Below are 12,874 nucleotides of genomic sequence, written 5' to 3'. Positions count from 1 at the left end.
ACACCTTTCGAAAAGTATCTTTTCCATCATAGCATGATGCGTGATTCTTTGCAGATCGGTTGTAGGGGAAAACAGTAAGGGAGTTACAAAATGAGAGTCATTGCCGGCACGAGAAGGGGAATCCCTTTAAAATCGATAAAAGGCATGGATACACGGCCTACGTCTGACAAAGTAAAAGAGGCGCTGTTTAGTAAAATAGGGCCTTTTTTCGACGGTGGCATTGCAGTGGAGTTATTTGGCGGGAGTGGCTCGCTGACTTTGGAAGCGCTCTCGCGCGGGTCCGACAGCGCCTGGATTTTTGAGAAGAATCCTAAAGCATGTACAGTCATCAAGGAGAATGCAGAGAAATGCAAGTTTACGGACGAACTTCACATAGTTCGAGGCGATGCAAGATCTGCAGCCAGTAAACTTGCTAAAGAAAGTATTCAAGCCGATTTGCTGTTTTTGGACCCGCCTTATGCAAAAGAAGAACTTTATAATCTTGCATTACAGTTTGTTGAAATGGAGTTGTTGACAGATCATGCGATCATCGTTTGTGAGCATGAAAAGCAACTCGCGCTTCCAACTTCGTACGGTGAGTTTGAAACGGTTGGGACAACGGTATATGGAGCCAGTGCAATCACTATTTACAAGAAATGAGGGTCTATCATGTCTAAAGTGGCAGTGGTGCCAGGAAGTTTTGATCCGCTGACGAATGGTCATCTCGATATCATTAAGCGCGCGGTAAAAATTTTCGACGAAGTCTACGTAGTGGTCATGAATAATTCATCTAAAAATCCGCTTTTCACGGTTGAAGAACGCCAACAGCTAATTGCTGAAGCGACTGCTGAGTATCCGTCTGTGAAAATCGATTCTTCTTCAGGTTTGCTCATCGATTATGCTAAAAGCATAAATGCCGCAGCAATCGTAAGAGGACTGCGTGCCGTATCGGATTTTGAATATGAAATGCAGATTACATCGATGAACCGCTTTTTGGATGAAGACATAGAGACATTCTTCGTCATGACGAAAAATCAGTATTCTTTCCTCAGTTCCAGCATCGTGAAAGAAGTGGCGAAATACGGCGGGGATGTCTCAACACTCGTTCCGGAGACGGTCAATCGGGCATTGAAAAAAGTGTATACATAACAAAAAAACAATGGGTGGCAGTTTTGGTAGCCTCCCATTGTTTTTTGTGCTGTGCCTATTTGGATGCTAATGAGGGTTTTGCACAAGCTTTCTGAGAACACTTTTCAATTTATAGGGAGGAGGAATGTCCTGATTCCCACTCATAGAATGATATAAAGGAACACAGGGACTGCCAATACGCTCCAGATGCGACCGATGACGTAGGGTTTAAGGGACAGTTCGGCTGTACGTGCAATGACGAATACTTGCATGTGGATACTTAAGCCATTGATGGAAAGAATGGCAGCGATTAAATACGGAAAGAGTGGGGAACCATAAAAATGCTGCGTGGCGGACTGGACACCTGACGTCATTTCAAACAACGAGAGGACAGCTGTTTTCACAATCCCCATTTCAACGGTTGCAGCGGCTTGAATGACGCTTGTCAGTACATTTCCAAGTGATGAAAAAAACACGACGGTCGTGGCGACTAAAATGATGATGGAAGAGCTTTCTTTGAATGCGTCCAACAAAGGTGCAGAACTAGGCGGTGCTACCGGCACATTGCTGATCACTGGATGCTTTGAACGTCTAGACGCCATTAACAGGAGAACGAATAGGAAAAAGAGAATATTCGCGACGTGAATGGCAATGAGCAACTTCCAGCCGGCCATTGTATTCCCGAAAAGTTCCAACCCTACATACCCGACGATGAACATCGGACCTGGTGCATGACATGCAGCTAGAAGAAGGCTGCTTTCGTAAGTGGAAAGTTGTCCGTTTCGTTTCATCTCACTCACCGTTACCGCTCCAACGGGAAACCCTCCGAATGATCCGAGCGTATACGCCTTCACGTAGCGCATCCAAGTAGGAGAAGAATTTTTTGACACGGGTAATTTTAAGAGCCATTGGGTTAGAATGATATAAGGGAGTAAATAGGGAAGCAATGCCTGTACGAACAATTTCACTCCTGTCTCTGCTCCATCGTGGGCAATTCCAGGCTGCAATATGAATAACGCAATGAGCGCCCAAATCATAATGACGTTGATCATGCTTTTTTTGCAAGTATAGATGGCATTGTTATCACGCTTGCTGCTCCTTTCTCTATTGTGTGACAAGCTCAAACAAAAAACATTGTGCCGCTCATTTTTCAGATGGTACACTTAACCATATGTTTTGTAGGTACAGGCTATTAATGGAGGTGTAGGAAAATTACATTTAAAAGAATAGGAATAACCGCTATACTTACAATTTTAATAGCTGTGTTCATGCTCTATCCCCTAGAAAGCTACGTATCCCAACCTGGTGGAGCGTATGAATTGTCACCCCTTGTCAAAGTGGAAGACGGTGACGAAGATGATGAGGGAACGTTCAGTCTTATGACAATCTCTGTTGGGAAAGCAACACCGGCAACTTATTTATGGACAAATGTTTCAGACAAGATGAAGTTACTTCCTGCGAACAAAGTGAGGCGTCATGGAGAGAGTGATGAAGAATACAATGTGCGGCAGTTGCGTTTAATGAGTGATTCGCAATTCAATGCAATTACGGTTGCTTTTGAAAAATCCGGAAAACCGGTGGACATCGATTTTGCTGGAATTTACATTCAACATGTCGTTGAGGGGAGTGCCTCAGACGGGAAATTAAAAGCGGGCGATCGCGTTGTCGGGGTTGATGGCAAACCACTGATTGAACCTGATCAGTTTGCGACGTATATTACGGATCAGCGTAAAGGTGATACGATTCAAGTCGAAGCTGAGCGGGATAAGAAAAAATTCACAACGGATATTACGTTAAAAGAAATTCCTGATGCACAAGGGAAAGTGGGACTCGGGATTCAGTTTTTGGAAGACCGCTCATTGAAGACGATTCCGAAAGTCAATTTCAATACTTCTGAAATTGGAGGTCCCTCTGCAGGTTTGATGTTTACGCTGGAGATTATAAACCAGCTAACGCCTGAAGACATTACGAAAGGGTATACTATCGCAGGAACCGGTGAAATGATGCCAGGCGGTACAGTCGGCCGTATCGGTGGAATCGATTTTAAAGTCATGGCTGCAGATCGAGACGGAATGGAAATTTTCTTTGCCCCGGATGATGAATTGCCTGAAGAGGTGAAAGCTGCGAATCCAGGCATAACGAGTAACTACGAGGAAGCTGTGGAAACCGCAAAAAAAATAGGCACGAAAATGAAAATCGTGCCCGTCAAAACGGTGGATGATGCTTTGAACTATTTAGACAAGCTGAAACCTAAAAAATGAATTAGCCTTTGCGGATCGGAGGAATCCGATAGTCGAGTCCGAGTGCTGGGTGGATCGGATCGATTCCGAAAGCATATAAATCCGATACTGAAGATGAGAAGTTTGCAGATGGACTATCAAAATTCGCGAGTCGGCTCACTACAGGAAGTTTCAGCTCTTCTTTCCTTTCTTTCAAATATGCTTGTCCGATGGAGGTCATTCCTAGAAGTCGTAAATGGTCTGGCGCCTGCATGGATGCCCGATTTCGGTAAGTGAATCCAGTGTAGATATGAGTGAGCATGCGTTGAATGCGTGTCCATGTATAACGTTTGGATTTTACAACCCCCATGAATTGCTGGAACGTATCTGATTGTTTTGCTGCCTTATACAGAAGGTTTTCAATTCCTTCCGTAACGTCAGCGATTGTGCTAAGCCGTTCAGGGCCATCGCGAAGAATCTGGAGCCTGAGAATTGGATAAAAGCCCTCCCAGCTGCCAAAAGATTTCCGCTTCGTAAGCCATTCGTTCAGAGATCTATAGACTGAATCAGGTACGAATTGTTGAATATGTTCAGTGCTCCGGCGTTCAAAAAATTCTTTGCGAATACCTGTAGCGCTTGCAATCGGAGTATCATGTACAACGTCATCATGGTATCCCGCACCGAGGCGGGGGAGCGTTGCAGGCTCCATGGAAGTTCCGATTTCCTTCGCCGCTTCCATGTAGTGGAAACCGAGAATGTTGTTCGGTAACGATAAATCTACAGTTTCATGTTCGGCTTTGGTTGTCCGAATGAGTGTGGAGTATGCCCGGTTCAATGCTTTTGGATAACTCATCCCTTGTTGAACGGATTCACGGATAAGATTATCGTACTCAGATCGAACTGAAGTGATCCGGCTGAGTGTTTCGGTAAATGGAGCGATTGTCCCGTTCTCACTTCCAAAGCAAAAACTGGAACAGCCGGCTGCATCTAACAGTTGAATGGCGCCGGCTGCGAACGAAGGTGCGTTTGAAGTGGCACGTTCATACGGTAACTCGAAAACGAGGTCCACTCCGTTTTCAAGTGCCATTTCTGTACGTGTCCATTTGTCGATTAGAGCAGGTTCACCCCGCTGCAGAAAGTTTCCGCTCATTACAGCGATCACCAGATCGGAATCGGTTTGGTCTTTTGCGGAAGTTGCGTGATACAAGTGTCCATTGTGGAAAGGATTATATTCTACGACAATGCCGACAGCTTTCATCGAAAATCACTCCTAGTTGAATAATTCTATTCGTTTAGTATAATGAACTAAGCGTTCAAGTGACAAGAAAATATCTTGACATCTTTTTTTATCCGCTATATAATCAAAAGTGTTGTCTTGAGGTGATAGGCATGAAATGGTCAATTCATCAATTGCGTAAGTTCAGGCAGGGAGCAATGCCGCTTGACGAAGTGGTTGATCTTGGATCTGTAAGGGAAAGAAACCCGGAAATCCGGGCGATTTCGCCTGTTCAGTTAACAGGTAGTTGTACCGTAGGTTCGAAAAAGATATCGTTTCACTTCCATTTGGAAGGCTCGTTGACATTGCCCTGTGCACGCACGTGGGAAGATGTCCATTTTCCGTTCTCTATTGAGACGGACGAGCAATTCAGTTGGGACGAAGACGTCTTGGCACTAGACGATGAAATCCATCCGATTACGGGGGATGTAGTCGATCCAATGCCGCTCTTTGAAGAACTCATTCTTTTGGAAGTACCATTGCAGGTTTACTGTGATGATGCGGATACCATGACGGAAGCCTCCGGCACGGGTTGGTCGTACACGACTGACGAAGAGTACAATGAACAAATAACAGAAGAACAGGATAAGAAGGCGGATCCTAGACTTGCAGGCTTAGCAAGATTTTTTGAATCCGATAACGACTAGTCGAAATTAAGGAGGTGCCCTCTAATGGCAGTACCAAAGAGAAGAACATCTAAAACCAAAAAGAACATGCGCCGTACACATTACAAGTTACAAGTACCTGGTATGACAACTTGTGAAAACTGTGGTGAAATGAAATTGGCACACCGCATCTGTAAGTCATGCGGTCAATACAAAGGGAAAGTCGTTGTAGGCGAATAAGCAAGATTCTGCCGCAACTCCCTGATAGCATTTGCTATCTAAAGACTACCGTGAGACCATGGCTCACGGTAGTCTTTTTTAATACAAAAAAATGGAGGAGGCTTTTTCATGCCATTCAACATTACATCCGTTAACGGAGTCGTTACGTTTACGATCAATCGTCCTGAAGTCCGGAATGCGGTGAATCATGAAGTGATCGAAGGTCTAGAACAATTCATCAACCTGATTGAGTCAGACCGTTCGGTAAGATGGGGAATCATCGCGTCTGAAGGAGGGAGAGCATTTTGTTCAGGAGGGGATCTGGGAGAATTCCACGCCTTAGAAACGTCCGCACAAGCACTTCCGATGCTTTCTCGTATGACGGAGTTACTTTACCGGCTTGCGACTTTACCTGCACCGACCATTGCGCTGATGGATGGGGCTGCGGTTGGAGGCGGTTGTGAAATTGCTGCTGCATGTGATTATCGATTGATGCAGTCGGGGGCGAAAGCAGGATTCGTCCAAGGGACTCTTGCAATCACCACCGGGTGGGGCGGTGCGTCGCTGCTATATGAAAAAGAGTTCGGACATAGTCAAGTAATTCAGCTATTGACGGAATCTCGTGTTCATACAGCGGAAGAACTGGTTGAATGGGGTTGGATCACGGATACATATAGCGGTGATAAGCAAGTCGCGCTAGATCGATTCCTTGCTAAATTCGCACATATTGAGTCTTCAGTGCTGCAGGCTTATAAAACGGTTGCCATCAGGAAGTGGAAACAATCTGACTTGAAGAGCAGGATGATGGACGAGTGCAAACACTGTTCAATCCTTTGGGAATCGCATGCGCATCATGAAGCTGTGCGTCGTTTTCGCGACCGCACCTAAATCACTTCGTTAATTGAATATTCAAAAGATGAACGAATAGTTGAAAACGGTTTCAATGTTCAGATAAACTAGTAAATAGATATATGAATATCATCTATCTGCAACATCCAAAAGTTGAGGAGGAAAACAATATGGCTCAAGTACTTTCTACAATGACAGGGACAGTTTTCACGATTGAAGTTGAAGTGGGGCAAGAAGTGAAAAAAGGGGATGTCGTTGTAATCCTTGAATCGATGAAGATGGAAATTCCTGTTGAGGCTGAAATGGATGGGAAAGTGGCATCGATCGCTGTGAAAGAAGAGGATTTTGTTGACGAAGGGGACCTCGTTCTTACGTTTGAAGGATAAGCGAATTAGCTAAGGGGGAGTTCACATGACAAACCACACGGAAGAACAGAAGGGGTATAATCATAAGCTTGAACAGCAGCTCGAGAAAATCTTTGCAGGCGGACACTCTAAATATCACGAAAAAGCTGCTCAACAAGGAAAACTTTTTGTGCGCAAGCGTCTCGAATTACTGTTTGATAACGGAGAATATACAGAAGATGGACGTTTCGCGAATTGTGAAGCAGGAGATTTACCGGCTGATGGTGTCATCACCGCAATGGGGAAAGTCGGTGGCCAAACAGTTTGCGTTATGGCGAATGATTCAACGATCAAAGCGGGTTCATGGGGATCCCGGACAGTAGAGAAAATCATCAGAATCCAAGAAACGGCTGAAATGCATCGCGTACCTATGTTATATTTGGTCGATTCTGCAGGTGCCCGCATTACGGATCAGTTGGATATGTTCCCGAATCGAAGAGGGGCAGGGAGGATTTTCCACAATCAAGTGAGATTGTCTGGGTTCATCCCGCAACTTTGCATTCTGTTCGGACCGTCAGCTGCTGGAGGTGCGTACATACCCGCTTTTTGTGATCTTGTCATCATGGTCAAAGGGAATGCGTCGATGTATTTAGGTTCTCCGAGAATGGCTGAGAAGGTCATTGGTCAGAAAGTGTCGTTAGAGGAAATGGGCGGTGCCGAAATGCATTGTTCGGTCAGTGGATGCGGGGATGTATTGGCAGAGGATGAAGAGGAAGCGATTGCTGAAGCAAAACGGTATCTTGCGTTCTTCCCGGCTAATTTTACTGAACCCGCCCCTGTAGCGGAAGCTGTGGCGGCAAAAGCAGGCCGTACATTAGAAGAAATCATTCCTGAAAATCAGAATGCGCCGTTCAATATGTATGAAGCGTTGGATGTATTGATTGACGAAGGCAGTTTCTTTGAAGTGAAAAAGAAATTCGCACCTGAACTGATTACGGGACTCGCGCGTATCGATGGCAAGTCCGTAGGGATTATTGCCAACCAGCCGAAAGCAAAAGGCGGGGTGCTGTTCGTAGATTCGGCAGATAAAGGGGCCAAATTCATCAACCTGTGTGATGCTTTTTCCATTCCGTTGCTATTTCTAGCGGACGTCCCGGGATTCATGATCGGAACGAAAGTGGAAAAAGAGGGGATTATCCGTCACGGAGCGAAACTGATCATGGCGATGAGTTCTGCAACAGTCCCGAAAATTTCGGTTGTCGTACGGAAGGCATATGGTGCTGGATTGTATGCAATGGCAGGTCCAGCCTTTGAGCCGGATGTTTGTATTGCATTACCAACTGCACAAATTGCAGTGATGGGGCCGGAAGCGGCCGTGAATGCAGTGTATTCAAACAAAATTGAAGCGATTGAAGATCCGAAAGAACGCCGAGAGTATGTACAGGAAAAGCAGCAGGAATACAAAGAAGAGATCGATATCTATCGATTAGCGTCAGAAATGATTATCGATGAAATCGTGAAACCTTCTGATTTGCGAACCGTTCTGGCTGCACGTTTCGAGCTGTACAGTACGAAGAGTATCCCGCAGCCTCCTCGGAAGCACCCGGTTTACCCGGTTTAAGTGAAAAGAGAGCCGTCCGCCTATTGGGCGGACTTTTCTCGTGAAAGGAGGGAGGAGAATGGAAGTTGTCATTGCGGGAGCAGGAGCGATGGGGCTATTAATCGGTACATACTTGGCGGAAGCGGGGATATCCGTGTCGTTCTTTACAAGAAGGGAAGAACAAGCTATTGAACTACGAAATCATGGCGTGACGAGAGTACAGGATGGCAGTGACGGCACTTTTCAAGTTCATGCATTTTCGAATCTGGAACTTGCACCACAGCATGCTTTATGGATCCTTGCTGTAAAATCGAGGGATCTGAGTGATGTAGTGAACCGACTTGAAAACTCTGTCCGACCTGTTCATCTGATGTTCGTTCAAAATGGACTTCGCCACTATGACTTAGGAAGAGCAACTTCTATATCTTCCGTTTCAATTGCGTCCCTGACCCATGGTGCTCGGAAGATTGACGATCGAACTGTTGTCCACAATGGAGTCGGTATCATGAGTATTGCGGCACTCAAAGGGGACCAAATATGTCCCTCTCACCTCTTCATAGCGGATTCACCGTTTTTTCCGATGGCACAAGCACATGATGGGCTTCAAATGCTGCTGAAAAAGGCACTGATCAACTGCTGTATTAATCCGTTGACAGCGATTTTGGAGTTGAAGAATGGCGAGCTGCTCACTCTTCAATGGGCACATCATCTTATGCGGAAAATCTACAATGAATTGGCAGCTGGTTATCCAGAAGCGGTAAAAACACTGCCTTTTTCAGAAGTGGAAGCAGTGTGCAGAAAGACCTCGAATAATAGTTCTTCCATGCTAACTGATCGGAATAATGGTGTGCCGATGGAAATCGACACGATTGTCAGCGCAGTCCTCGAAGGACATGAAGAGAAAATGCCTACTCTTAGAGCATTGGAATTGCTACTGAAAGCGATTGATGAAGGGAAAGACGGTTCATGAAAGAGATTGTTCAGTTCTTAGTGTCTCTCATCATCATCTTGCCGTACTTGATGACACTTTTTTTGTTTTTCTCATTAAAAGTGAGCAGGAAATCTTCTGTGAGGTCGTTTCGGATTGCAGCGGACATAACAGTCCCTTTGTTGTTTCTGTCTGTGTGCGTCTTACTTAGAGTGGTCGCTAATATACATGCGGACTTTTTTCTGTTAGCTGGTGTTCTCGTAACTGGGATTGGTTTTGCTGTAGCCGAAAGAATTCGCAGTAAAGATTTCCGGATTCAATATATGCTGCGCAATTTTTGGAGAATGCTCTTTCTGATACTGTCGTTGTTCTACCTTGTTTTACTGTTGCTAGGCGTGGTCAAAAATGTGGTTGAGTTTTTAAAGGGATAGCCGGACAATAAGCGTATGTTTTTTAACAATGACTGCAGAGTGATATACTCTAACCATAAACAGATGGTAAAAAGGGGCTTGAACGATGGAAATTGCATCACGAAACGTACATAAGAGCGCTGTGATGGAAGCGTTTGAACATGATGTACTGTTCAACGAAACGTTCTATGATTACACACAAAGCGCTGACAGTTATACACAGCGACTCGCTGAATTGAATAGCCGCACGTTTCAACGGCAGGAGCTGGCACGTACAATACGTACATATATGGAGCCGTTCGGAATTTCAGATGTGGCTTCTGCTCATTTGGACGAGCTTTCTGAAGATGGAGTGGTAATTATCGGCGGGCAGCAAGCGGGACTTTTAACCGGCCCGCTCTATTCCGTCCACAAAGCGATTACAGTAATTTTGCTCGCGAAGCAGCGACGGAAAGAGATGGGTGTTCCGGTCATACCTGTTTTTTGGGTAGCTGGGGAAGACCATGATCTTGAAGAAATCAATCACATCTTTACCGAACAAGACGGCCGGCCGGTGAAACGGCAATATCCAGAGCGGTTCGTCTTGAAGAAAATGGCTTCTCATACCGACTATGATAGTGAGCAAATGGCTGACTACATCCGTCTCGTGTTCCGTGATTACGAAGAAACTGCATATACTAAGAAATTATTGGAAGATGTGCTTTATTCGGCTGGACAAGAACATACGTTTACTGGATTCTTTGTTCGATTGATGAATGACCTATTCCGGAATCATGGCCTTTTGTTCATGGATTCTGCAGACAAGTCGTTACGTAAACTTGAATCCATGTATTTTAAAAAACTTATTACAGAATCTGAAGCGATTGCTGGAAAAGTTGTGAGTAAAGAACGGTTGTTTAAAGAACAAGGCTTCGGAACCCCTATTCAAGCGGCAGAAGATGCAGCACACTTATTTTACGTTCACGAAACAGGTCGTGTCTTATTGAGCAGGAAAGGCGATCTGTTTGTCAATGATGCTGCAGCCCTTCAGTTTACAACTGCAGAATTGCTTGCAATCGCTGATCAGACGCCATGGTTGCTGAGTAATAACGTAGCGACTCGACCGTTAATGCAGGATATGGTATTTCCGGTTCTTGCATTTGTTGGAGGACCCGGTGAAATTTCATACTGGTCGTTGTTAAAAGACGCTTTTAACCATCTTGAAATGAAAATGCCGATACTCGTACCTAGAATTTCCATAACATTAGTCACTTCAGGAACACAACATGCTTTGGAAAAGTCGGAACTGACGGTGGATGAAGTGATGGCTGGAGAGGTCATCAGCAGAAGAACGCAATTTCTAGATGAGCAACGTGATGTTGAACTCGAACAGTTACTTAAAGAAACGGAAGAAGTTATCCAATCGCAGTACGACAAAATGGAACAGCATCTATCTGATAAGGACTTGGCACATCTTGCTGAAAAAAACCGTGCGTATCATTTGCGTCAACTTAACTATCTTAAGGATAAAGCAGAAGATGCCTTGTTACGGAAATATGCGGCTGCAATCCGGAATTACAGTCTGATAGAAGGGGATTTATATCCAGAAAGAAACCTTCAAGAACGTACGTATACACCTTACCCGTTTTTAAATGTATACGGACCTACGTTAATCGATGATTTGCTGGATGCATCGTTACCGATGGATGGACAACACGTTGTCATATACTTATAAGTGATTTGTAGAGCATCTCTAACGTACACTTTCTGTGCGTATAGAGGTGCTTTTCTTTGTAATACGTGTAACAATCTCACTAAATGAAGTACTATTGATACATTTTCATTGCAATTTGGGAAATTGGTGGAGGAAAGTGGGGGGATGTGGTACATTAAATTTATATAGTGGGGTGAAGGGTATGTTCATGGGCGAATATCAGCATACTATCGATACAAAAGGCCGTTTGATAATCCCGTCGAAATTCAGGGAAGATCTAGCGGATGGATTTGTGTTGACTCGTGGTCTTGACAATTGCCTCTTCGGATATCCGATGCACGAATGGAAAAAACTTGAAGAGAAATTGAAAGCGCTGCCCGTGACCAAGAAAGACGCCCGAGCATTTACACGATTCTTCTTCTCTGGTGCAACTGAAGTTGAACTGGACAAGCAAGGTCGTGTCAATATTCCATCTTCACTGCTTGGCTATGCGAAGATCTCGAAAGATTGTATGGTTATCGGTGTGTCCGGAAGGTTTGAAATATGGTCTGAGGAAAATTGGCAGACGTATTACGAGGAGTCCGAGGAATCCTTTAACGATATCGCAGAGAATATTATGGACTTTGACTTTTGATGGGTAAGTTTGAATTTGAAACGTTAATTTTAGAAAGCAGGCGGTACCGGTGTTCGATCATACAACTGTATTACTTCACGAGGCTGTAGAAGGCCTTTCCATACGACCTGATGGCGTCTATGTCGACTGCACACTTGGCGGCGCAGGACATAGTAAGGAGATTGCTAAGCAACTTACAGGTAAAGGAAGACTTATTTGTTTTGACCAAGATATGACAGCAATTGAGGCGGCGAAAGAAACGTTATCGGAGTTTTTGGATAGAGTGACATTCATCCACGCTAATTTCAGTCAGCTGAAAGAGGAACTTCATAAAATTGATATAGAAACTGTAGATGGGATTTTATACGATCTCGGTGTTTCCTCCCCTCAGCTGGATACACCGGAACGCGGGTTCAGTTATAACCATGATGCGCCGTTGGACATGAGAATGGATACCACAGCTCCGCTAACTGCTTTTGAAGTAGTGAACGAATGGAGTTATCAAGATTTGCTCCGGATCTTCTTCCGTTACGGAGAAGAGAAATTCTCGAAAAGCATTGCTCGGAAGATCGAGGATGCGCGAGCTGAAAAGCCGATTCAAACAACGGCGGAACTCGCAGAACTTATTAAGTCGGGAATTCCTGCAGCAGCAAGAAGGACAGGCGGGCACCCGGCGAAACGAGTATTCCAAGCGATCCGAATTGCGGTCAATGATGAATTAGGTGCAGCAGAAACGTCGCTGACCGATGCGATTGACCTTTTGAATCCGAAGGGGCGCATCAGTGTCATCACTTTTCACTCGTTGGAAGATCGGTTATGCAAAACGATTTTCAAGGAAGCTTCCTCTTTACCTGAACTTCCTCCCAATTTGCCTGTCATACCAGAAGGTCTTGACGTCAAATTGAAACTGATTACACGTAAACCGATTTTGCCAAGTGAAGAAGAAATAGAAGCCAACAAACGTGCAAGATCTGCAAAGCTTCGAATAGCTGAAAGAAAATGAAAAGGGGA

General features: G+C 44.7%; 15 protein-coding genes. 13 read left to right on the top strand and 2 right to left on the bottom strand.

The genetic code is table 11. From position 1 onward, the window contains the following. The first annotated feature begins 90 nt into the window (after positions 1-90). Together rsmD and coaD are read left to right on the top strand one after the other, a co-directional pair. Positions 91-639: a 16S rRNA (guanine(966)-N(2))-methyltransferase RsmD gene (gene rsmD, locus H9659_RS02635; protein WP_191688387.1), complete on the top strand. Its 549-nt coding sequence runs from the start codon at positions 91-93 to the stop codon at positions 637-639. 9 nt (positions 640-648) lie between these two features. Beyond that, positions 649-1,128, top strand: coding sequence for a pantetheine-phosphate adenylyltransferase (gene coaD, locus H9659_RS02630; protein WP_191688386.1), 480 nt, complete (start codon positions 649-651; stop codon positions 1,126-1,128). Between the two features lie 140 nt (positions 1,129-1,268). On the opposite strand, the gene H9659_RS02625 is transcribed toward coaD, so the two are convergent. Next, positions 1,269-2,159 carry a hypothetical protein gene (locus H9659_RS02625; RefSeq protein WP_191688385.1) on the bottom strand — a complete coding sequence of 297 codons (891 nt, stop codon included), beginning with the start codon at positions 2,157-2,159 and terminating at the stop codon, positions 1,269-1,271. Positions 2,160-2,318: 159 nt separating this feature from the next. On the opposite strand from H9659_RS02625, the gene H9659_RS02620 reads away from it, so the two are divergent. Further along, positions 2,319-3,368: a SepM family pheromone-processing serine protease gene (locus tag H9659_RS02620; RefSeq protein ID WP_318240681.1), complete on the top strand. Its 1,050-nt coding sequence runs from the start codon at positions 2,319-2,321 to the stop codon at positions 3,366-3,368. A 1-nt stretch (position 3,369) separates the two neighbouring features. Here H9659_RS02620 and H9659_RS02615 read toward each other — a convergent pair whose 3' ends face one another. Continuing rightward, positions 3,370-4,584, bottom strand: coding sequence for a nucleotidyltransferase (locus tag H9659_RS02615; protein WP_191688383.1), 1,215 nt, complete (start codon positions 4,582-4,584; stop codon positions 3,370-3,372). A 131-nt stretch (positions 4,585-4,715) separates the two neighbouring features. Between H9659_RS02615 and H9659_RS02610 the strand changes: the two genes are divergently transcribed. The 10 genes from H9659_RS02610 to rsmH all read left to right on the top strand — a co-directional run bounded on the left by H9659_RS02610 (position 4,716) and on the right by rsmH (position 12,866). Then, entirely contained in the window at positions 4,716-5,249 is a 534-nt protein-coding gene (locus H9659_RS02610) for a YceD family protein (protein ID WP_191688382.1), read from the top strand. Between the two features lie 24 nt (positions 5,250-5,273). Then, entirely contained in the window at positions 5,274-5,447 is a 174-nt protein-coding gene (rpmF, locus tag H9659_RS02605; RefSeq protein WP_025785164.1) for a 50S ribosomal protein L32, read from the top strand. Between the two features lie 108 nt (positions 5,448-5,555). Beyond that, entirely contained in the window at positions 5,556-6,314 is a 759-nt protein-coding gene (locus tag H9659_RS02600; protein ID WP_191688381.1) for an enoyl-CoA hydratase/isomerase family protein, read from the top strand. A gap of 131 nt (positions 6,315-6,445) precedes the next feature. Further along, complete coding sequence (locus tag H9659_RS02595) at positions 6,446-6,661, top strand: biotin/lipoyl-binding carrier protein (RefSeq protein ID WP_191688380.1); 216 nt, start codon at positions 6,446-6,448, stop codon at positions 6,659-6,661. A 25-nt stretch (positions 6,662-6,686) separates the two neighbouring features. Next, the gene (locus tag H9659_RS02590; protein WP_191688379.1) at positions 6,687-8,240 is read left to right on the top strand and encodes an acyl-CoA carboxylase subunit beta; all 1,554 of its coding nucleotides are present in this window, start codon (positions 6,687-6,689) and stop codon (positions 8,238-8,240) included. Between the two features lie 58 nt (positions 8,241-8,298). Beyond that, on the top strand, positions 8,299-9,189 hold the full coding sequence (locus H9659_RS02585; RefSeq protein ID WP_191688378.1) for a ketopantoate reductase family protein: 891 nt from the start codon (positions 8,299-8,301) through the stop codon (positions 9,187-9,189). Beyond that, the gene (locus H9659_RS02580) at positions 9,186-9,578 is read left to right on the top strand and encodes a DUF3397 family protein (protein ID WP_191688377.1); all 393 of its coding nucleotides are present in this window, start codon (positions 9,186-9,188) and stop codon (positions 9,576-9,578) included. The genes H9659_RS02585 and H9659_RS02580 overlap by 4 nt, the downstream gene beginning before the upstream one ends. A gap of 85 nt (positions 9,579-9,663) precedes the next feature. Continuing rightward, positions 9,664-11,271: a bacillithiol biosynthesis cysteine-adding enzyme BshC gene (gene bshC, locus H9659_RS02575; protein ID WP_191688376.1), complete on the top strand. Its 1,608-nt coding sequence runs from the start codon at positions 9,664-9,666 to the stop codon at positions 11,269-11,271. A gap of 181 nt (positions 11,272-11,452) precedes the next feature. Further along, positions 11,453-11,884 (top strand): division/cell wall cluster transcriptional repressor MraZ, encoded by a 432-nt coding sequence (mraZ, locus tag H9659_RS02570; RefSeq protein WP_125102006.1) that lies wholly within the window; start codon positions 11,453-11,455, stop codon positions 11,882-11,884. A 49-nt stretch (positions 11,885-11,933) separates the two neighbouring features. Continuing rightward, a complete protein-coding gene (rsmH, locus tag H9659_RS02565; RefSeq protein ID WP_191688374.1) occupies positions 11,934-12,866 on the top strand; it encodes a 16S rRNA (cytosine(1402)-N(4))-methyltransferase RsmH in 933 nt (310 codons plus the stop codon). Positions 12,867-12,874 lie beyond the last annotated feature (8 nt).

Origin of the sequence: Sporosarcina gallistercoris, assembly GCF_014836415.1 — a bacterium.
In the GTDB taxonomy this organism is placed as follows: Bacteria; Bacillota; Bacilli; order Bacillales_A; family Planococcaceae; genus Sporosarcina; species Sporosarcina gallistercoris.
Note: the sequence above shows the minus strand (reverse complement) of the source record. Positions and strands in the feature narration are given on the sequence as shown.

What these genes read in the sequence shown, in the direction of transcription:
- coaD (WP_191688386.1), top strand. Translation starts at nt 649, where the DNA reads ATGTCTAAAGTGGCAGTGGTGCCAGGAAGTTTTGATCCGCTGACGAAT.
- bshC (WP_191688376.1), top strand. Translation starts at nt 9,664, where the DNA reads ATGGAAATTGCATCACGAAACGTACATAAGAGCGCTGTGATGGAAGCG.
- rpmF (WP_025785164.1), top strand. Translation starts at nt 5,274, where the DNA reads ATGGCAGTACCAAAGAGAAGAACATCTAAAACCAAAAAGAACATGCGC.
- H9659_RS02600 (WP_191688381.1), top strand. Translation starts at nt 5,556, where the DNA reads ATGCCATTCAACATTACATCCGTTAACGGAGTCGTTACGTTTACGATC.
- H9659_RS02590 (WP_191688379.1), top strand. Translation starts at nt 6,687, where the DNA reads ATGACAAACCACACGGAAGAACAGAAGGGGTATAATCATAAGCTTGAA.
- H9659_RS02595 (WP_191688380.1), top strand. Translation starts at nt 6,446, where the DNA reads ATGGCTCAAGTACTTTCTACAATGACAGGGACAGTTTTCACGATTGAA.
- H9659_RS02585 (WP_191688378.1), top strand. Translation starts at nt 8,299, where the DNA reads ATGGAAGTTGTCATTGCGGGAGCAGGAGCGATGGGGCTATTAATCGGT.
- rsmD (WP_191688387.1), top strand. Translation starts at nt 91, where the DNA reads ATGAGAGTCATTGCCGGCACGAGAAGGGGAATCCCTTTAAAATCGATA.
- mraZ (WP_125102006.1), top strand. Translation starts at nt 11,453, where the DNA reads ATGTTCATGGGCGAATATCAGCATACTATCGATACAAAAGGCCGTTTG.
- H9659_RS02625 (WP_191688385.1), bottom strand. Translation starts at nt 2,159, where the DNA reads ATGATCAACGTCATTATGATTTGGGCGCTCATTGCGTTATTCATATTG.
- H9659_RS02610 (WP_191688382.1), top strand. Translation starts at nt 4,716, where the DNA reads ATGAAATGGTCAATTCATCAATTGCGTAAGTTCAGGCAGGGAGCAATG.
- H9659_RS02615 (WP_191688383.1), bottom strand. Translation starts at nt 4,584, where the DNA reads ATGAAAGCTGTCGGCATTGTCGTAGAATATAATCCTTTCCACAATGGA.
- H9659_RS02580 (WP_191688377.1), top strand. Translation starts at nt 9,186, where the DNA reads ATGAAAGAGATTGTTCAGTTCTTAGTGTCTCTCATCATCATCTTGCCG.